The sequence below is a fragment of the Pseudomonas sp. LRP2-20 genome (genome assembly GCF_024349685.1).
Taxonomy (GTDB): Bacteria; Pseudomonadota; Gammaproteobacteria; order Pseudomonadales; family Pseudomonadaceae; genus Aquipseudomonas.
The window spans coordinates 5,509,180-5,529,553 of the sequence record NZ_AP025944.1 but is presented as its reverse complement, the minus strand read 5'-3'; the positions used below and the strand labels follow the sequence as shown (position 1 = coordinate 5,529,553).

The window sequence follows — 20,374 nt, the reverse complement described above, 5'->3', positions numbered from 1 at the left end:
TCAGCGCTTGTTCGCCGCGAGCATGGTGGCCTTTTCCTGGTCCATGCGGGCGATCAGTGGCTGGCTTTGCTGCAGGAAACGCTGGCGTTCATTCTTGGCGATCGGGTCTGCCATCGGCACCTTCTGGCTCAGCGGGTCGACGTGCACGCCGTTGACCTGGAACTCGTAGTGCAGGTGCGGGCCGGTCGACAGGCCAGTGGTGCCGATGTAACCGATGATCTGGCCCTGTTTAACGTTGCTGCCGGTCTTGATGCCCTTGGCAAAGCCCTGCATGTGACCGTAAAGGGTCTTGTAGCTGTTGCCGTGGGCAATGATCACGGTGTTGCCGTAACCGCCGCGGCGCCCAGCCAGCTCGATGCGGCCATCGCCCGCTGCCTTGATGGGGGTGCCCCGCGGGGCGGCGTAGTCCACGCCCTTGTGCGCACGGATCTTGTTCAGGATGGGGTGTTTGCGGCCGGCGGAGAAGCGCGAGCTGATGCGGGCGAAGTCGACCGGGGTACGGATGAACGCCTTGCGCAGGCTGTTGCCGTCGGCGGTGTAGTAGCTGGTGTTGCCCTGTTTGTTGGTGTAGCGCACGGCGGTGTAGGTCTTGCCGCGGTTGGTGAAGCGCGCGGACAGGATGCTGCCGGTGCCAACCACCTTGCCATCCATCACCTTCTGCTCGTAGACCACGTCGAACTCGTCGCCAGGACGGATATCCTGGGCGAAATCAATGTCGTAACCCAAGACCTTGGCCATGTCCATGGTCATGCTGTGGGACAGGCCGGCGCGCTGGGCCGAAGCCGACAGCGAACTCTTGATGACGCCGTGAGCGTAGGCGGTACGGACCACTGGTTTGCTGATCTCGCGATCGAAGGTGTAACCCTTGGCGGTCTTGGTCAGGCGGATGGTTTCAAGGTTGCTGACCTTGCTGTGCAGGCTGGCCAGTTGGCCATCCTTGTCGAGTTCGAACTGCAGCACCTGGCCATGCTTGAGCTGGCTGAACTGCTTGGCTTGCTTGTTGCTGGCCAGCAGGTCGTGCACTGCGTTGGTTGGCAGGCCGACCTTGGCGAACAAGGTGGACAGTGTATCGCCGCGGGCTACGGTCACTTCGCGGTGACCAGGTTCTTTGACTTCAGGCTTTTTCTCGGTGGCAGGCGCCTCTTTTGCGGCCTGCTCGGTGTTGGTTTGAGCCTCGTCGATCTGCGCGAAGGGAGACCCCTGATCGCCTTGAGTCTGTACCAGCGGGGCAGCGCTGGATTCGTCCTTCAGCTGTTCGGCCGGGCTTTCCAGCTCCAGGCTGAGGGTGGTCTTCTTGGCTTCGACTTCGCTGGAGGGGAATACCAGCAGTGCCAGGCTGAGCAGGGCGGCGATGCCGCTGGCGGCCAACAGATGGCTTTTCGGATAAAGCGGGGGCGCTTTAGGCGTTTCGTTGGTCATAGGTAAGGTGACTTTGAAGAAAAATGAATATGGAAAAGATGAATGACATGATGAAGATGAAATAACTGTATAAAATATAACCAAATCTAGTTTCGCGCAAGGGCGCGTAGACGCCGTGACGCGTCGGTCGGGTCACATTTCATTTCGAAACTTGTAATTGATGGCCGATCTTGTATGGTTGGCTCCCTTTGAATCTGAGCCTTGCGGGTCTGTCTATGAAGTCGGTTGAAGAGCAGCTGGCGCTTATCAAGCGCGGTGCGGAAGAGGTGTTGGTCGAGTCGGAACTGGTCGAGAAGCTCAAGCGCGGCCAGCCACTGCGTATCAAGGCAGGCTTCGACCCGACTGCACCTGACCTTCATTTGGGGCACACAGTACTGATCAACAAGCTGCGCCAGTTCCAGGAGCTGGGGCATCAGGTCATCTTCCTGATCGGTGACTTCACCGGCATGATCGGTGATCCGAGCGGCAAGAGCGCCACGCGTCCGCCGCTGACCCGCGAGCAGGTGCTGGAAAACGCCGAGACCTACAAGCAGCAGGTGTTCAAGATTCTCGACCCGGCCAAGACCGAGGTTGCGTTCAACTCCACCTGGATGGACCGGCTGACCCCGGCCGACTTCATTCGTCTGGCATCGCAGTACACCGTTGCGCGCATGCTCGAGCGTGATGACTTCGACAAGCGCTACACCACCAACCAGCCGATCGCCATCCACGAGTTCCTCTACCCGCTGGTGCAGGGTTATGACTCCGTGGCGCTGAAGGCTGATGTGGAGCTGGGCGGTACCGACCAGAAGTTCAACCTGCTGATGGGGCGCGAGTTGCAGCGCGCTTATGGTCAGGAAGCACAGAACATCGTGACCATGCCATTGCTCGAAGGGCTTGATGGCGTGAAGAAGATGTCCAAGTCGCTGGGCAACTATGTCGGCATTCAGGAAGCGCCGGGCGTGATGTACAGCAAGCTGGTGTCGATCCCGGATACCCTGATGTGGCGTTACTTCGAGCTGCTGAGCTTCCGTTCGATGCAAGAGATCGATCAGTTCCGGGCCGACGTTGCCAATGGCGCCAACCCGCGTGACATCAAGATCAAGCTGGCTGAAGAGATCGTTGCGCGCTTCCATGGTGAAGAGGCGGCGGCTAACGCTCACCGTGCTGCGGGTAACCGTATGAAGGAAGGTGAGCTGCCGGAAGATCTGCCGGAAATCGAAGTGGCTGCTGCTGAAGATTTGCCAATCGCCGCCGTGCTGAATCGCGCGGGCCTGGTGAAGAACTCGGCACAGGCGCGTGACCTGCTCAGTGGTGGTGCGGTGAAGGTCGATGGTGCGGTGGTCGACAAGGACTTCATCTTTGTCCTTGGTGCGACGCATGTGTGCCAGGCAGGCAAGAAGTCGTTTGGCCGGGTTACCCTGAAGGCTGAGTGATCGCCAGATGGTGTAGCTATATAGAAGCGGGGAGGCCGACAGGCCTCCCCGCTTTGCTTTTCAGCGATATTGAAGTTTCTTGAAATTAAGGGTTGACGCCCTTCCGAATCCCCTTATAATGCGCCCCACTTCCAGCGACAACGGAACGACAAACTCCTTGAAATTCAACGAGTTAGGCGATTCGGAAGGTGCTGAAAGGGCTTCGATCAAATGATCGATAGCGGTTGAGATGAAGGTTGACAGCGGTTTTAAACGCTGTATTATTCGCCTCCCGCTACGAGTGATCGCAGCGAGTCAAGTGTTTGAAGCTAAACGAGTTTCTCGCAAAAAACTTCAAAATAAACGCTTGACAGCAAATGAGGAAGGCGTAGAATGCGCGCCTCGGTTGAGACGAAAAGCTCTTAACCAAACGCTCTTTAACAAATCGAATCAAGCAATTCGTGTGGGTGCTTGTGAGTACGGACTGATAGTCACAAAGATTATCAGCATCACAAGTGGCCATGCGAGAAATCACATAGTCATTTGAGATTGCTGAGCCAAGTTTAGGGTTTCTTAAAAACCCAATCAGTATTGAACTGAAGAGTTTGATCATGGCTCAGATTGAACGCTGGCGGCAGGCCTAACACATGCAAGTCGAGCGGATGACGGGAGCTTGCTCCTTGATTCAGCGGCGGACGGGTGAGTAATGCCTAGGAATCTGCCTGGTAGTGGGGGACAACGTTTCGAAAGGAACGCTAATACCGCATACGTCCTACGGGAGAAAGCAGGGGACCTTCAGGCCTTGCGCTATCAGATGAGCCTAGGTCGGATTAGCTAGTTGGTGGGGTAATGGCTCACCAAGGCGACGATCCGTAACTGGTCTGAGAGGATGATCAGTCACACTGGAACTGAGACACGGTCCAGACTCCTACGGGAGGCAGCAGTGGGGAATATTGGACAATGGGCGAAAGCCTGATCCAGCCATGCCGCGTGTGTGAAGAAGGTCTTCGGATTGTAAAGCACTTTAAGTTGGGAGGAAGGGCAGTAAGCTAATACCTTGCTGTTTTGACGTTACCGACAGAATAAGCACCGGCTAACTCTGTGCCAGCAGCCGCGGTAATACAGAGGGTGCAAGCGTTAATCGGAATTACTGGGCGTAAAGCGCGCGTAGGTGGTTTGTTAAGTTGGATGTGAAAGCCCCGGGCTCAACCTGGGAACTGCATCCAAAACTGGCAAGCTAGAGTACGGTAGAGGGTGGTGGAATTTCCTGTGTAGCGGTGAAATGCGTAGATATAGGAAGGAACACCAGTGGCGAAGGCGACCACCTGGACTGATACTGACACTGAGGTGCGAAAGCGTGGGGAGCAAACAGGATTAGATACCCTGGTAGTCCACGCCGTAAACGATGTCAACTAGCCGTTGGAATCCTTGAGATTTTAGTGGCGCAGCTAACGCATTAAGTTGACCGCCTGGGGAGTACGGCCGCAAGGTTAAAACTCAAATGAATTGACGGGGGCCCGCACAAGCGGTGGAGCATGTGGTTTAATTCGAAGCAACGCGAAGAACCTTACCAGGCCTTGACATGCAGAGAACTTTCCAGAGATGGATTGGTGCCTTCGGGAACTCTGACACAGGTGCTGCATGGCTGTCGTCAGCTCGTGTCGTGAGATGTTGGGTTAAGTCCCGTAACGAGCGCAACCCTTGTCCTTAGTTACCAGCACGTTATGGTGGGCACTCTAAGGAGACTGCCGGTGACAAACCGGAGGAAGGTGGGGATGACGTCAAGTCATCATGGCCCTTACGGCCTGGGCTACACACGTGCTACAATGGTCGGTACAGAGGGTTGCCAAGCCGCGAGGTGGAGCTAATCTCACAAAACCGATCGTAGTCCGGATCGCAGTCTGCAACTCGACTGCGTGAAGTCGGAATCGCTAGTAATCGCGAATCAGAATGTCGCGGTGAATACGTTCCCGGGCCTTGTACACACCGCCCGTCACACCATGGGAGTGGGTTGCACCAGAAGTAGCTAGTCTAACCTTCGGGAGGACGGTTACCACGGTGTGATTCATGACTGGGGTGAAGTCGTAACAAGGTAGCCGTAGGGGAACCTGCGGCTGGATCACCTCCTTAATCGACGACATCAGCCTGCTGATGAGCTCCCACACGAATTGCTTGATTCATTGTAAAAGACGATGCTGTAACGCGACCCTGTTATAGGTCTGTAGCTCAGTTGGTTAGAGCGCACCCCTGATAAGGGTGAGGTCGGCAGTTCAAATCTGCCCAGACCTACCATTACATGGTTCAGCCGTAGAATACGGGGCCATAGCTCAGCTGGGAGAGCGCCTGCCTTGCACGCAGGAGGTCAGCGGTTCGATCCCGCTTGGCTCCACCACTTTCGCGGTACGCAGTCACTGCTCAGAACTTAGAAATGAACATTCAGTTCGAATGTTGATTTCTGACTTTTGTCAGATCGTTCTTTAAAAATTCGGATATGTGATAGATATAGACTGAACACCAGTTTCACTGCTGGTGGATCAGGCTAAGGTAAAATTTGTGAGTTCTGCTCAGCAATGAGCAACATGCGAATTTTCGGCGAATGTCGTCTTCACAGTATAACCAGATTGCTTGGGGTTATATGGTCAAGTGAAGAAGCGCATACGGTGGATGCCTTGGCAGTCAGAGGCGATGAAAGACGTGGTAGCCTGCGATAAGCTTTGGGGAGTCGGCAAACAGACTGTGATCCAGAGATCTCTGAATGGGGGAACCCACTCAGCATAAGCTGAGTATCTTGTACTGAATACATAGGTGCAAGAGGCGAACCAGGGGAACTGAAACATCTAAGTACCCTGAGGAAAAGAAATCAACCGAGATTCCCTTAGTAGTGGCGAGCGAACGGGGACCAGCCCTTAAGTTGATTTGAGATTAGTGGAACGCTCTGGAAAGTGCGGCCATAGTGGGTGATAGCCCCGTACACGAAAATCTCTTGTCAATGAAATCGAGTAGGACGGAGCACGAGAAACTTTGTCTGAACATGGGGGGACCATCCTCCAAGGCTAAATACTACTGACTGACCGATAGTGAACCAGTACCGTGAGGGAAAGGCGAAAAGAACCCCGGAGAGGGGAGTGAAATAGAACCTGAAACCGTATGCGTACAAGCAGTGGGAGCCTACTTTGTTAGGTGACTGCGTACCTTTTGTATAATGGGTCAGCGACTTATATTCAGTGGCGAGCTTAACCGAATAGGGGAGGCGTAGCGAAAGCGAGTCTTAATAGGGCGTTTAGTCGCTGGGTATAGACCCGAAACCGGGCGATCTATCCATGGGCAGGTTGAAGGTTAGGTAACACTGACTGGAGGACCGAACCGACTACCGTTGAAAAGTTAGCGGATGACCTGTGGATCGGAGTGAAAGGCTAATCAAGCTCGGAGATAGCTGGTTCTCCTCGAAAGCTATTTAGGTAGCGCCTCATGTATCACTGTAGGGGGTAGAGCACTGTTTCGGCTAGGGGGTCATCCCGACTTACCAAACCGATGCAAACTCCGAATACCTACAAGTGCCGAGCATGGGAGACACACGGCGGGTGCTAACGTCCGTCGTGAAAAGGGAAACAACCCAGACCGTCAGCTAAGGTCCCAAAGTCATGGTTAAGTGGGAAACGATGTGGGAAGGCTTAGACAGCTAGGAGGTTGGCTTAGAAGCAGCCATCCTTTAAAGAAAGCGTAATAGCTCACTAGTCGAGTCGGCCTGCGCGGAAGATGTAACGGGGCTCAAACCATGCACCGAAGCTACGGGTATCACCTTTGGTGATGCGGTAGAGGAGCGTTCTGTAAGCCTGTGAAGGTGAGTTGAGAAGCTTGCTGGAGGTATCAGAAGTGCGAATGCTGACATGAGTAACGACAATGCGAGTGAAAAACTCGCACGCCGAAAGACCAAGGTTTCCTGCGCAACGTTAATCGACGCAGGGTTAGTCGGTCCCTAAGGCGAGGCTGAAAAGCGTAGTCGATGGAAAACAGGTTAATATTCCTGTACTTCCAGTTATTGCGATGGAGGGACGGAGAAGGCTAGGCCAGCTTGGCGTTGGTTGTCCAAGTTTAAGGTGGTAGGCTGAGATCTTAGGCAAATCCGGGATCTCAAGGCCGAGAGCTGATGACGAGTGCTCTTTAGAGCGCGAAGTGGTTGATGCCATGCTTCCAAGAAAAGCTCCTAAGCTTCAGATAACTGGGAACCGTACCCCAAACCGACACAGGTGGTTAGGTAGAGAATACCAAGGCGCTTGAGAGAACTCGGGTGAAGGAACTAGGCAAAATGGCACCGTAACTTCGGGAGAAGGTGCGCCGGCGAGGGTGAAGGACTTGCTCCGTAAGCCCATGCCGGTCGAAGATACCAGGCCGCTGCGACTGTTTATTAAAAACACAGCACTCTGCAAACACGAAAGTGGACGTATAGGGTGTGACGCCTGCCCGGTGCCGGAAGGTTAATTGATGGGGTTAGCGCAAGCGAAGCTCTTGATCGAAGCCCCGGTAAACGGCGGCCGTAACTATAACGGTCCTAAGGTAGCGAAATTCCTTGTCGGGTAAGTTCCGACCTGCACGAATGGCGTAACGATGGCGGCGCTGTCTCCACCCGAGACTCAGTGAAATTGAAATCGCTGTGAAGATGCAGTGTATCCGCGGCTAGACGGAAAGACCCCGTGAACCTTTACTATAGCTTTGCACTGGACTTTGAATTTGCTTGTGTAGGATAGGTGGGAGGCTTTGAAGTGGGGACGCCAGTTCTCATGGAGCCATCCTTGAAATACCACCCTGGCAACTTTGAGGTTCTAACTCAGGTCCGTTATCCGGATCGAGGACAGTGTATGGTGGGTAGTTTGACTGGGGCGGTCTCCTCCCAAAGAGTAACGGAGGAGTACGAAGGTGCGCTCAGACCGGTCGGAAATCGGTCGTAGAGTATAAAGGCAAAAGCGCGCTTGACTGCGAGACAAACACGTCGAGCAGGTACGAAAGTAGGTCTTAGTGATCCGGTGGTTCTGTATGGAAGGGCCATCGCTCAACGGATAAAAGGTACTCCGGGGATAACAGGCTGATACCGCCCAAGAGTTCATATCGACGGCGGTGTTTGGCACCTCGATGTCGGCTCATCACATCCTGGGGCTGAAGCCGGTCCCAAGGGTATGGCTGTTCGCCATTTAAAGTGGTACGCGAGCTGGGTTTAGAACGTCGTGAGACAGTTCGGTCCCTATCTGCCGTGGACGTTTGAGATTTGAGAGGGGCTGCTCCTAGTACGAGAGGACCGGAGTGGACGAACCTCTGGTGTTCCGGTTGTCACGCCAGTGGCATTGCCGGGTAGCTATGTTCGGAAGAGATAACCGCTGAAAGCATCTAAGCGGGAAACTTGCCTCAAGATGAGATCTCACTGGGATCTTGAATCCCCTAAAGGGCCGTCGAAGACTACGACGTTGATAGGTTGGGTGTGTAAGCGCTGTGAGGCGTTGAGCTAACCAATACTAATTGCCCGTGAGGCTTGACCATATAACACCCAAGCAATTTGCTAGCGCAGATTGCGGTGGTGAAGACGAAACGAACCGAAAGTTCGCAGCAACATCACAAATATCGCATATCCGAATTCGCTGGGCTGTCCAACAGGACATTCTGGCAACAGAATTTCTTGACGACCATAGAGCATTGGAACCACCTGATCCCATCCCGAACTCAGTAGTGAAACGATGCATCGCCGATGGTAGTGTGGGGTTTCCCCATGTGAGAGTAGGTCATCGTCAAGATTCATTTCGCAAAACCCCTATCTGCGCATGCAGGTAGGGGTTTTGTCTTTTCCGGCCTGCATACTCGGTGTTTCTGGCGGTTACCCGCAGCCCTTTTCCTATGCAAGTCAACGACCCCTAGCTATCATGCCAGCCTTATTCCAAGTCGAGACTGGCATGCTGAAGTTGTTGAATCTCCTCAAGGATGGCCGGTTCCATTCCGGAGAAGCCTTGGGGGCAGCCCTCGGGGTGAGTCGCAGCGCCGTTTGGAAGCAGCTGCAACACCTGGAAAGTGAGCTGAACCTCACCATTCATAAAGTCCGTGGGCGTGGCTACCAGCTGGCCGTACCGCTGAGCTTGCTCGATACGCAGGCGATCGCTGAGTTCACCGAAGGCGATCGCTGGCCTGTTTTCATCCACGAGACCATCGATTCGACCAATGCCGAAGGCTTGCGTCTTGCCAGCGAAGGGCAACCGGCTCCATTCCTGGTCCTGGCAGAGCGTCAGAGTGCCGGGCGTGGTCGCCGCGGTCGCATGTGGATAAGTCCATTCGCAGAAAATCTCTACTACAGCCTGGTTTTGCGCGTCGATGGCGGAATGCGCCAGCTGGAAGGTCTCAGCCTGGTGGTCGGGCTGGCCGTGATGCGCACGCTCCAGGGGTTTGGCGTGAAGGACGTGGGGTTGAAATGGCCCAACGATGTTCTGGTCCGTGGGCAGAAGATCACCGGTATTCTCCTGGAGCTTGTGGGTGACCCCGCAGACGTCTGCCATGTCGTGCTTGGCATTGGCATTAATGTGAACATGCAGGCCAATGAGCAGGTCGATCAGCAGTGGACCTCGATGCGGCGTGAAGTCGGCGCGACAATAGATCGCAATCGTCTGGTCGCCATGCTCAGTCAGCAGTTGCAACATGAGTTGGCCCGTCATCGGCGCTACGGCTTTGCGGCGTTCCAGGAAGAGTGGGAGCAGGCGCATCTGTGGCAGGGGCGTAATGTGTCTCTCATTGCGGGTACCACCCGTATCGATGGTGTCGTGCTGGGGGTGGACGGACAGGGTGGATTGCGCCTCGAGGTCGACGGTGTGGAAAAGAGCTTCAGTGGTGGTGAGCTCAGTTTGAGGTTGCGTGATGATTCTTGAGCTCGATTGCGGTAACAGTTTTATCAAGTGGCGTGTCATTCACGCTGCTGACGCCACCATTGTAGGTGGTGGGATTGTTGATTCCGATCAGGCGCTGGTTGACGAGGTCGCGGCTCTTGCGTCATTGCGACTGACAGGTTGCCGAATTGTCAGTGTGCGCAGCGAGGATGAAACCGCTGCCCTCTGTGCGCTGATCTCCAAGGCTTTTGCGGTCGTTGCGCGTGTTGCCGAGCCTGCACAGGAAATGGCAGGTGTACGCAATGGTTATGATGATTACCAGCGCCTGGGCATGGACCGCTGGCTGGCAGCGTTGGGGGCCTTCCATCTCGCCAAGGGGGCCTGCCTGGTCATTGATCTGGGCACTGCGGCCAAGGCCGATTTCGTCTCGGCGGATGGCGAGCACCTGGGAGGCTACATATGCCCAGGCATGCCGTTGATGCGCAGCCAGTTGCGTACGCATACCCGCCGTATTCGCTATGACGATGCATCGGCCGAACGTGCCTTGAGCAGCCTTGCGCCAGGGCGTTCCACTGTAGAAGCGGTAGAGCGCGGTTGTGTATTGATGCTGCAGGGCTTTGCCCGTACCCAGCTCGAGCAGGCGCGGGCCTTGTGGGGTGAAGAATTCACTGTATTCCTGACGGGTGGGGATGCGCCGCTGGTGCGCGAGGCGGCGCCACAGGCCAGAGTAGTTCCCGACCTGGTATTTGTCGGCCTGGCGATGGCCTGTCCACTGGACTGAGGTGCTTATGCGTTGGTTGTTTCTGCTGTTGCTGGTGCTCAACGTCTTCTATTACGTCTGGCACCAACAGGAAGCCCCGCTGAAGGCGAAGGATGTCGCCCCGTTGTCGTTGTACAAAGGTAACCAGCAAGAGATTCGCCTGCTCAAGGAAACGGGCGCATCTGCGCCGGCCCGGCGCCGTGACGAATGCCTTGTAGTCGGCGGCCTGTCGGTTCGCGAGCAGCTCGATGCGCTGCGACAGCGCTTGTTGAGCCTGGATATCAATGCGGCACCGGTGTCCGGTCAGCTACCTGGAGCCGAGGGGTTGTGGCTCAAGATTTCCCCGGAAAGCGAGCGTTTGCTGGATCAAACAGTGCTGGAGAGTCTTTCCAACGATTTCAAAGACTTAAAACACAAAATTATTTTCTGCCAGGGTATTGCAACTGGCGAATAGCTTGATAGAATGGCGCCCGCTTCACAGGGAACACCACTTAGGTGGCAGAACTGGAAGTCGGTGTCAAAGCAGCTAAGTTTCAGATTTGATTGAAAAAATTTGAAAAAAAGCTTGACACTAGGACGGCAGACACATAGAATGCCGGCCACATCTGGAGGGATTCCCGAGCGGTCAAAGGGGACGGACTGTAAATCCGTTGCGAGAGCTTCGAAGGTTCGAATCCTTCTCCCTCCACCAGTTTTAGCGAGAGCCGCAAGCTCCGCGGGTATAGTTTAGTGGTAGAACCTCAGCCTTCCAAGCTGATGATGCGGGTTCGATTCCCGCTACCCGCTCCAAGTTTGCTGGATTTTGCGCAAAGTGTTTCGCTCTTGTAGCTCAGTTGGTAGAGCACACCCTTGGTAAGGGTGAGGTCAGCGGTTCAAGTCCGCTCAAGAGCTCCATATAAACAAGGCAGATATGAAAATATCTGCCTTTGTTTTATCAGCGTAAGACTATTTTCTTCTGCGGAGGATTGTATCGATGGCTAAGGAAAAGTTTGATCGTTCCCTTCCCCACGTTAACGTCGGCACTATCGGCCACGTTGACCACGGTAAGACCACTCTGACCGCAGCTCTGACTCGCGTCTGCTCCGAAGTTTTCGGTTCGGCCGTCGTTGAGTTCGACAAAATCGACTCGGCTCCAGAAGAAAAAGCGCGCGGTATCACCATCAACACCGCTCACGTCGAGTACAACTCGAACATTCGTCACTACGCTCACGTTGACTGCCCAGGTCACGCTGACTACGTGAAGAACATGATCACCGGTGCTGCCCAGATGGACGGCGCAATCCTGGTTTGCTCGGCCGCCGATGGTCCGATGCCACAAACCCGTGAGCACATCCTGCTGTCCCGTCAGGTTGGCGTTCCGTACATCGTGGTCTTCCTGAACAAGGCTGACCTGGTAGACGACGCTGAGCTGCTGGAACTGGTCGAGATGGAAGTTCGCGACCTGCTGTCCACCTACGACTTCCCAGGCGACGACACTCCGATCATCATCGGTTCGGCTCGTATGGCGCTGGAAGGCAAAGACGACAACGAAATGGGTACTACCGCTGTCAAGAAGCTGGTAGAGACTCTGGATGCCTACATCCCTGAGCCAGTTCGTGCCATCGACCAGCCGTTCCTGATGCCAATCGAAGACGTATTCTCGATCTCGGGTCGTGGTACCGTTGTTACCGGCCGTATCGAGCGTGGTATCGTCCGCGTTCAGGATCCGCTGGAAATCGTTGGTCTGCGTGACACCACCACCACCACCTGCACCGGTGTTGAGATGTTCCGCAAGCTGCTGGACGAAGGCCGTGCTGGCGAGAACTGCGGCGTTCTGCTGCGTGGTACCAAGCGTGACGACGTTGAGCGTGGCCAGGTTCTGGTCAAGCCGGGTTCGGTCAAGCCGCACACCAAGTTCACCGCAGAAGTCTACGTTCTGTCGAAGGAAGAAGGCGGTCGTCACACTCCGTTCTTCAAAGGCTACCGTCCTCAGTTCTACTTCCGTACCACTGACGTGACCGGTAACTGCGAACTGCCGGAAGGCGTTGAAATGGTAATGCCAGGTGACAACATTCAGATGACTGTTACCCTGATCAAGACCATCGCAATGGAAGACGGTCTGCGCTTCGCTATCCGTGAAGGCGGTCGTACCGTCGGCGCCGGCGTCGTAGCAAAAATTATTGAATAAGTAGTTGATTTACTTGATCAGGCCGGTATAATGGCCGGCCTGATACAGCGTTACAGGTCAGTAGCTCAATTGGCAGAGCGACGGTCTCCAAAACCGTAGGTTGGGGGTTCGATTCCCTCCTGACCTGCCATTTCACCTCGGTGTGATGGCTTTCTTCTTACAGGATCCTCCTCGATGACCCCCAAAACTGAAGCCCAAGAATCGCGTTTTGATCTGTTCAAGTGGCTGGCTGTAGTGGCTTTGGTGGTTGTTGGCGTAGTGGGTAATCAGTATTACTCCGCCTCTCCGATTCTGTATCGCGTCCTTGCACTTCTCGCCCTGGCTGCTGTCGCAGGCTTTGTAGCTCTGCAGACTGCGAAGGGTAAGTCGTTCTTTGCGCTGGCGAAGGAAGCTCGTACCGAGATCCGTAAAGTCGTGTGGCCGACCCGCCAGGAAACCACCCAGACCACGCTGATTGTCGTGGCTGTCGTGCTGGTTATGGCACTGCTGCTGTGGGGTCTTGATTCCCTGCTCGGCTGGGCGGTCTCCCTGATCGTTGGCTAAAGGTGTCCCGTGGCTAAGCGTTGGTATGTTGTGCATGCTTACTCGGGTTACGAGAAGCATGTAATGCGCTCCCTGATCGAGCGCGTGAAGCTGGCTGGCATGGAAGACGGTTTCGGCGAGATCCTGGTCCCGACCGAAGAAGTCGTTGAAATGCGCAACGGCCAGAAGCGCAAGAGTGAGCGTAAATTCTTCCCTGGCTACGTGTTGGTCCAGATGGAGATGAACGAAGGGACTTGGCACTTGGTCAAGGACACCCCTCGTGTGATGGGCTTTATCGGTGGTACTGCAGACAAGCCTGCGCCGATTACCGATAAAGAAGCCGAGGCTATCCTGCGTCGCGTTGCCGATGGTAGTGATAAGCCGAAGCCGAAGACGCTGTTCGAGCCGGGTGAAGTGGTTCGAGTCATTGACGGTCCGTTCGCTGACTTCAATGGTAGTGTCGAAGAGGTTAACTACGAGAAGAGCCGCCTGCAGGTTGCAGTGCTCATTTTCGGTCGCTCTACTCCGGTGGAGCTCGAGTTCAGCCAGGTCGAGAAGGTCTAGGCGGACGAAGCATCCCATACCCCGCAGCCCTGTGTGCTGCGGGGTTTTGTCGTCACTGGGATAAAACGCAAGTCATCCGGGGAGCCATCAGGCGTTCGTACCCGATTTTGGAGTAGCTCATGGCTAAGAAGATTCAGGCTTACATCAAGCTGCAAGTTAAGGCCGGCCAGGCCAACCCAAGCCCACCCGTCGGTCCAGCTCTGGGCCAACACGGTGTGAACATCATGGAGTTCTGCAAGGCCTTCAACGCCCGTACCCAGGGTCAAGAAGCCGGTCTGCCGACTCCAGTAATCATCACTGTCTACAGCGACCGTAGCTTCACCTTCGAGACCAAGAGCACCCCTGCCTCGGTTCTGCTGAAGAAAGCTGCTGGCCTGACCAGTGGTTCGGCTCGCCCGAACACCGTTAAAGTCGGTACCGTTACCCGTGCTCAGCTGGAAGACATCGCCAAAGCTAAACAGGCTGATCTGACCGCCGCTGACCTGGACGCAGCTGTACGCACCATCGCTGGCTCTGCCCGCAGCATGGGCCTGAACGTGGAGGGTGTGTAATGGCTAAGCTGACCAAGCGCCAAAAGGCAATCGCCGAGAAAATCGAAGCAGGCAAGGCCTACAACTTCGAAGAAGCCGCAACTCTGCTCGCTTCGCTGCCGGCTGCCAAGTTCGTAGAGTCCTACGACATCGCCGTTAACCTCGGTGTTGACCCGCGTAAATCCGACCAGGTCGTTCGTAGCGCTACCGTGCTGCCACACGGCACTGGCAAGACCGTACGTGTTGCCGTCTTCACCCAGGGTCCAGCTGCTGAGGCCGCTCTGGCTGCCGGCGCTGACCGCGTAGGTATGGACGATCTGGCTGCCGAAATGAAAGGCGGCGACCTGAACTATGACGTCGTCATCGCATCGCCTGATGCCATGCGCGTTGTAGGTCAGCTGGGTCAGGTTCTGGGTCCTCGCGGCCTGATGCCTAACCCGAAAGTGGGTACCGTGACTCCAGACGTAGCCGGCGCTGTCAAAAACGCCAAGGCTGGTCAGGTTCGCTACCGTACCGACAAAAACGGTATCATCCACACCTCCGTTGGCAAAATCGGCTTCGAAGCTGACAAGCTGAAGGAAAACGTTGAAGCCCTGATCGCTGACCTGAAGCGTATCAAGCCTGCTTCTTCGAAAGGTATCTACGTCAAGCGCGTTACCCTGAGCACCACCATGGGCCCAGGTCTGATCATCGATCAGAGCTCGCTGAACGTGTAAGAACACGGTGGCGCGACTTGTCGCGCCACCTGCAAAAATTGGGGTCCCTGCCTGGCGGGGGCTATCCAAGACCGTAGGCGGCGCAAGCCTTAAAACACCAGCCCACGCAGATGGTGCTCCCGATTCGTTACCGAATCAGACACCAAAACGACATCCGGCTTCGGCCAGATGAAACGGTAAAAACCAGGAGTAAACCCGTGGCAATTAAACTCGAAGACAAGAAGGCCATCGTCGCTGAAGTCAACGAGGCTGCCAAAGTCGCTCTGTCCGCTGTCGTGGCCGATGCCCGTGGTGTGACTGTAGGCGCAATGACCGGACTCCGTAAAGAGGCCCGCGAAGCTGGCGTATACGTACGTGTCGTACGTAACACCCTGCTCAAGCGCGCTGTTGAAGGCACCGAATTCTCGATCCTCAACGACGCGTTCAAAGGCCCGACCCTGATTGCTTTCTCCAACGAACACCCGGGCGCTGCTGCCCGTCTGTTCAAAGAGTTCGCCAAGGGTCAGGACAAGTTCGAGATCAAGGCAGCTGCGTTTGACGGCAAGTTCCTTGCCGCTAACCAGATCGACGTGCTGGCAACTCTGCCAACTCGCGACGAGGCTATCGCACAGCTGATGAGCGTAATCCAAGGTGCAACCAGCAAGCTGGCTCGTACCCTGGCAGCTCTGCGCGACCAGAAAGAAGCTGCTGCTGCCTAAGGCACGCGCAACTCTTTCAAAATCATACGTTTAATTTGATGGCTGCGTAGGCTGTCACCCCAATACAGGATTTAAGTCATGTCTCTGACTAACGAGCAAATCATCGAAGCGATCGGCCAGAAAACTGTTCTGGAAATTGTTGAACTGATCAAAGCGATGGAAGAAACCTTCGGCGTTACCGCTGCTGCCGCTGTTGCCGCTGGCCCAGCTGCTGCTGCCGCCGCTGTTGAAGAGCAGACCGAGTTCAACGTTGTTCTGGTTGAAGCCGGCGACAAGAAAGTGAACGTGATCAAAGCCGTTCGCGAACTGACCGGTCTGGGCCTGAAAGAAGCCAAAGAGAAAGTCGATGGCGCTCCTCAGGTTGTAGCTGAAGGCGTTTCGAAAGAAGCCGCTGAAGACGCTAAGAAGAAGCTGGAAGAAGCAGGCGCTAAAGTCGAGCTGAAGTAATTTCGACTTTGCGATGCCAGCCTGAGCGTTGAGCGAAAGGCTGATGGCTGGTGGCTTATGCCACCGGCCTTTTTCCGTTATTGGTGGCTGGTCAAGCCGGCCCCGATAACACGCTGCAAGACACCCATGTGGGTGCGCAAACCAAGGGGTTTGCACGATTTTCTGGCTGCTCCCGCCGGGAGAAGCCAAACAAGCAGGTGACCAAGCTGGGGAACGCTGATGGCTTACTCATACACTGAGAAAAAACGTATCCGCAAGGACTTTAGCAAGTTGCCGGACGTCATGGATGTGCCATATCTTCTGGCCATCCAGCTGGATTCGTATCGCGAATTCCTGCAAGCGGGAGCATCCAAGGATCAGTTCCGTGACGTCGGCCTGCACGCGGCCTTCAAGTCGGTATTCCCGATCATCAGCTACTCCGGCAATGCTGCCCTGGAGTACGTAGGCTACCGCCTGGGCGATCCCGCCTTCGATGTGAAGGAATGTGTCCTGCGTGGCGTGACCTTCGCGGTCCCACTGCGGGTCAAGGTGCGCCTGATCATCTTCGACAAGGAATCGTCGAACAAAGCGATCAAGGACATCAAAGAGCAAGAAGTCTACATGGGTGAAATCCCCCTGATGACTGAGAACGGTACCTTCGTTATCAACGGTACCGAACGAGTAATCGTTTCCCAGCTGCACCGTTCGCCTGGTGTGTTCTTCGACCACGACCGTGGCAAGACGCACAGCTCCGGCAAGCTGCTGTACTCCGCTCGCATCATCCCTTACCGCGGTTCGTGGCTGGACTTCGAGTTCGACCCGAAAGACTGCGTGTTCGTGCGTATCGACCGTCGCCGCAAGCTGCCGGCCTCGGTGCTGCTGCGCGCGCTGGGTTACAGCACGGAAGAAGTGCTCAACACCTTCTACACCACCAACGTCTTCCATATTTCCGGCGAGAAGCTCAGCCTGGAACTGGTACCTCAGCGTCTGCGTGGTGAAGTTGCGGTCATGGACATCCATGACGGCGCTGGCAAGGTCATTGTCGAGCAGGGCCGCCGCATCACTGCGCGCCACGTCAATCAGCTCGAGAAGGCCGGTGTCAACCAGCTGGACGTGCCGATGGAATACGTCCTCGGTCGCACCACTGCCAAGGCCATCGTTCACCCGGCCACCGGCGAGATCCTGGCCGAGTGCAACACCGAGCTGACCACCGAGCTGCTGATCAAGATCGCCAAGGCTCAGGTCGTCCGCATCGAGACCCTGTACACCAACGACATCGACTGCGGTCCGTTCATCTCGGATACCCTGAAGATCGACACCACCAGCAACCAGCTGGAAGCCCTGGTCGAGATCTACCGCATGATGCGTCCAGGCGAGCCGCCGACCAAGGATGCTGCCGAGACCCTGTTCAACAACCTGTTCTTCAGCGCCGAGCGTTACGACCTGTCCGCCGTAGGCCGCATGAAGTTCAACCGTCGTATCGGTCGTACCGAGATCGAAGGTTCGGGCGTGCTGAGCAAGGAAGACATCGTCGAGGTTCTGAAGACCCTGGTCGATATCCGTAACGGCAAAGGCATCGTCGACGACATCGACCACCTGGGTAACCGTCGCGTTCGTTGCGTCGGCGAGATGGCCGAGAACCAGTTCCGTGTTGGCCTGGTACGTGTTGAACGTGCGGTCAAGGAACGTCTGTCGATGGCCGAAAGCGAAGGCCTGATGCCGCAAGATCTGATCAACGCCAAGCCGGTTGCGGCGGCGGTGAAAGAGTTCTTCGGTTCCAGCCAGCTCTCGCAGTTCATGGACCAGAACAACCCGCTCTCCGAGATCACCCACAAGCGCCGTGTCTCCGCACTCGGCCCTGGCGGTCTGACCCGTGAGCGCGCCGGCTTCGAAGTCCGTGACGTACACCCGACCCACTACGGCCGCGTGTGCCCGATCGAGACCCCTGAAGGTCCGAACATCGGTCTGATCAACTCCCTGGCAGCCTATGCCCGCACCAACCAGTACGGCTTCCTGGAAAGCCCGTACCGCGTGGTGAAGGAAGGCGTGGTCAGCGACGACATCGTGTTCCTGTCGGCCATCGAAGAAGCGGATCACGTGATCGCTCAGGCTTCGGCCGCGATGAACGAGAAGAAGCAGCTGATCGATGAGCTGGTAGCGGTTCGTCACCTGAACGAATTCACCGTCAAGGCGCCGGAAGACGTCACCCTGATGGACGTTTCGCCGAAGCAGGTTGTTTCCGTCGCAGCATCGCTGATTCCGTTCCTCGAGCACGACGACGCCAACCGTGCATTGATGGGTTCGAACATGCAGCGTCAGGCTGTACCTACCCTGCGTGCAGACAAGCCGCTGGTCGGTACCGGCATGGAGCGCAACGTTGCCCGTGACTCCGGTGTCTGCGTGGTTGCTCGCCGCGGTGGTGTGATCGACTCGGTCGACGCCAGCCGTATCGTCGTTCGCGTTGCCGATGACGAAGTCGAGACCGGTGAAGCCGGTGTGGATATCTACAACCTGACCAAGTACACCCGTTCTAACCAGAACACCTGCATCAACCAGCGTCCGCTGGTAAGCAAGGGTGACAAGGTTCAGCGTGGCGACATCATGGCCGACGGCCCGTCCACCGACATGGGTGAACTGGCACTGGGTCAGAACATGCGCATCGCGTTCATGGCGTGGAACGGCTTCAACTTCGAAGACTCCATCTGCCTGTCCGAGCGTGTGGTTCAGGAAGACCGCTTCACCACCATCCACATCCAGGAACTGACCTGTGTGGCGCGTGACACCAAGCTTGGCCCAGAGGAAATCACTGCGGACATCCCGAACGTGGGTGAAGCCGCACTGAACAAGCTGGACGAAGCCGGTATCGTCTACGTGGGTGCCGAAGTCGGCGCTGGCGACATCCTGGTCGGCAAGGTTACGCCAAAAGGCGAAACCCAGCTGACTCCGGAAGAAAAACTGCTGCGCGCAATCTTCGGTGAGAAGGCCAGCGACGTTAAGGACACCTCCCTGCGCGTGCCGACCGGCACCAAGGGTACCGTCATCGACGTACAGGTCTTCACCCGTGATGGCGTCGAGCGCGACAGCCGCGCCCTGTCCATCGAGAAGATGCAGCTGGACGAGATTCGCAAGGACCTCAACGAAGAGTTCCGCATCGTCGAAGGTGCAACCTTCGAACGTCTGCGTGCTGCCCTGAACGGCCAGGTGGTCGACGGTGGCGCGGGCCTGAAGAAAGGCACCGTGATCACTGACGAAGTGCTGGACGGTCTGGAGCACGGCCAGTGGTTCAAACTGCGCATGGCCGAAGATGCACTGAACGAGCAGCTGGAAAAGGCTCAGCAGTACATCGTCGATCGCCGTCGCCTGCTGGACGACAAGTTCGAAGACAAGAAGCGCAAGCTGCAGCAGGGCGATGACCTGGCTCCGGGCGTACTGAAGATCGTCAAGGTCTACCTGGCAATCCGCCGTCGCATCCAGCCGGGTGACAAGATGGCCGGTCGTCACGGTAACAAGGGTGTCGTCTCGGTAATCATGCCGGTAGAAGACATGCCGCACGATGCCAACGGTACTCCGGTCGACGTCGTACTGAACCCGCTGGGCGTACCTTCGCGTATGAACGTCGGTCAGATCCTCGAAACCCACCTGGGCCTCGCGGCCAAAGGCCTGGGCGAGAAGATCGACCGCATGATCGAAGAGCAGCGTAAAGCCGCTGAACTGCGTACCTTCCTCACCGAGATCTACAACGAGATCGGTGGTCGTCAGGAGAACCTGGAAGAGTTCACCGACGAAGAGATCATCGCCCTGGCGAACAACCTGAAGAAAGGCGTGCCAATGGCCACCCCAGTCTTCGACGGTGCCAAGGAGCGTGAGATCAAGGCCATGCTGAAACTGGCAGACCTGCCAGAAAGCGGCCAGATGGTGCTGTTCGACGGCCGTACCGGCAACAAGTTCGAGCGTCCTGTGACCGTTGGTTACATGTACATGCTCAAGCTGAACCACTTGGTGGACGACAAGATGCACGCGCGTTCCACTGGTTCCTACAGCCTGGTTACCCAGCAGCCGCTGGGTGGTAAGGCGCAGTTCGGTGGTCAGCGTTTCGGGGAGATGGAAGTGTGGGCGCTGGAAGCATACGGCGCGGCATACACCCTGCAAGAAATGCTCACAGTGAAGTCGGACGACGTGAACGGCCGTACCAAGATGTACAAGAACATCGTGGATGGCGATCACCGTATGGAGCCGGGCATGCCCGAGTCCTTCAACGTGTTGATCAAAGAGATCCGTTCGCTCGGTATCGATATCGATCTGGAAACCGAATAACACGTGACGC

Annotated in this window: 13 protein-coding genes, 6 tRNA genes and 3 rRNA genes; 21 read left to right on the top strand and 1 reads right to left on the bottom strand. The window is 56.1% G+C overall.

Annotation, left to right across the window (positions count from 1 at the left end; genetic code table 11):
- A complete protein-coding gene (locus OCX61_RS24925; protein WP_261941779.1) occupies window positions 1-1,419 on the bottom strand; it encodes a peptidoglycan DD-metalloendopeptidase family protein in 1,419 nt (472 codons plus the stop codon).
- A 215-nt stretch (window positions 1,420-1,634) separates the two neighbouring features.
- On the opposite strand from OCX61_RS24925, the gene tyrS reads away from it, so the two are divergent.
- From tyrS to rpoB, 21 genes are all read left to right on the top strand, one after another.
- The gene (gene tyrS, locus OCX61_RS24920) at window positions 1,635-2,834 is read left to right on the top strand and encodes a tyrosine--tRNA ligase (protein WP_261941778.1); all 1,200 of its coding nucleotides are present in this window, start codon (window positions 1,635-1,637) and stop codon (window positions 2,832-2,834) included.
- A gap of 572 nt (window positions 2,835-3,406) precedes the next feature.
- A 16S ribosomal RNA gene (locus tag OCX61_RS24915) occupies window positions 3,407-4,943 on the top strand.
- Window positions 4,944-5,028: 85 nt separating this feature from the next.
- Window positions 5,029-5,105 (top strand) — tRNA-Ile (locus tag OCX61_RS24910).
- A 24-nt stretch (window positions 5,106-5,129) separates the two neighbouring features.
- Window positions 5,130-5,205, top strand: a tRNA-Ala gene (locus OCX61_RS24905).
- Between the two features lie 245 nt (window positions 5,206-5,450).
- A 23S ribosomal RNA gene (locus OCX61_RS24900) occupies window positions 5,451-8,342 on the top strand.
- Window positions 8,343-8,477: 135 nt separating this feature from the next.
- Window positions 8,478-8,593, top strand: a 5S ribosomal RNA gene (gene rrf, locus OCX61_RS24895).
- Together the 16S, 23S and 5S rRNA genes with 2 tRNA genes alongside form the textbook arrangement of a ribosomal RNA operon.
- Before the next feature lie 156 nt (window positions 8,594-8,749).
- A complete protein-coding gene (gene birA, locus OCX61_RS24890; RefSeq protein ID WP_261941777.1) occupies window positions 8,750-9,709 on the top strand; it encodes a bifunctional biotin--[acetyl-CoA-carboxylase] ligase/biotin operon repressor BirA in 960 nt (319 codons plus the stop codon).
- A complete protein-coding gene (locus tag OCX61_RS24885; RefSeq protein ID WP_261941776.1) occupies window positions 9,699-10,448 on the top strand; it encodes a pantothenate kinase in 750 nt (249 codons plus the stop codon). The genes birA and OCX61_RS24885 overlap by 11 nt, the downstream gene beginning before the upstream one ends.
- Before the next feature lie 7 nt (window positions 10,449-10,455).
- On the top strand, window positions 10,456-10,881 hold the full coding sequence (locus OCX61_RS24880) for a hypothetical protein (protein ID WP_261941775.1): 426 nt from the start codon (window positions 10,456-10,458) through the stop codon (window positions 10,879-10,881).
- 153 nt (window positions 10,882-11,034) lie between these two features.
- Window positions 11,035-11,118, top strand: a tRNA-Tyr gene (locus tag OCX61_RS24875).
- A gap of 24 nt (window positions 11,119-11,142) precedes the next feature.
- A tRNA-Gly gene (locus OCX61_RS24870) sits at window positions 11,143-11,216 on the top strand.
- A 29-nt stretch (window positions 11,217-11,245) separates the two neighbouring features.
- A tRNA-Thr gene (locus tag OCX61_RS24865) sits at window positions 11,246-11,321 on the top strand.
- Between the two features lie 79 nt (window positions 11,322-11,400).
- On the top strand, window positions 11,401-12,594 hold the full coding sequence (gene tuf / locus OCX61_RS24860) for an elongation factor Tu (RefSeq protein WP_010951775.1): 1,194 nt from the start codon (window positions 11,401-11,403) through the stop codon (window positions 12,592-12,594).
- Between the two features lie 54 nt (window positions 12,595-12,648).
- A tRNA-Trp gene (locus OCX61_RS24855) sits at window positions 12,649-12,724 on the top strand.
- Window positions 12,725-12,768: 44 nt separating this feature from the next.
- The gene (gene secE / locus OCX61_RS24850; protein ID WP_008089117.1) at window positions 12,769-13,137 is read left to right on the top strand and encodes a preprotein translocase subunit SecE; all 369 of its coding nucleotides are present in this window, start codon (window positions 12,769-12,771) and stop codon (window positions 13,135-13,137) included.
- A gap of 9 nt (window positions 13,138-13,146) precedes the next feature.
- Entirely contained in the window at window positions 13,147-13,680 is a 534-nt protein-coding gene (nusG, locus tag OCX61_RS24845) for a transcription termination/antitermination protein NusG (protein WP_003255501.1), read from the top strand.
- Window positions 13,681-13,799: 119 nt separating this feature from the next.
- Entirely contained in the window at window positions 13,800-14,231 is a 432-nt protein-coding gene (gene rplK / locus OCX61_RS24840; RefSeq protein WP_003255500.1) for a 50S ribosomal protein L11, read from the top strand.
- On the top strand, window positions 14,231-14,926 hold the full coding sequence (gene rplA, locus OCX61_RS24835) for a 50S ribosomal protein L1 (RefSeq protein ID WP_027919361.1): 696 nt from the start codon (window positions 14,231-14,233) through the stop codon (window positions 14,924-14,926). The genes rplK and rplA overlap by 1 nt, the downstream gene beginning before the upstream one ends.
- Window positions 14,927-15,123: 197 nt before the next feature.
- Entirely contained in the window at window positions 15,124-15,624 is a 501-nt protein-coding gene (rplJ, locus tag OCX61_RS24830; RefSeq protein ID WP_003257082.1) for a 50S ribosomal protein L10, read from the top strand.
- A 78-nt stretch (window positions 15,625-15,702) separates the two neighbouring features.
- Window positions 15,703-16,071 (top strand): 50S ribosomal protein L7/L12, encoded by a 369-nt coding sequence (rplL, locus tag OCX61_RS24825; protein WP_060480382.1) that lies wholly within the window; start codon window positions 15,703-15,705, stop codon window positions 16,069-16,071.
- A gap of 219 nt (window positions 16,072-16,290) precedes the next feature.
- Window positions 16,291-20,364 (top strand): DNA-directed RNA polymerase subunit beta, encoded by a 4,074-nt coding sequence (gene rpoB / locus OCX61_RS24820; RefSeq protein ID WP_261941774.1) that lies wholly within the window; start codon window positions 16,291-16,293, stop codon window positions 20,362-20,364.
- The last annotated feature ends 10 nt before the right edge of the window (window positions 20,365-20,374 follow it).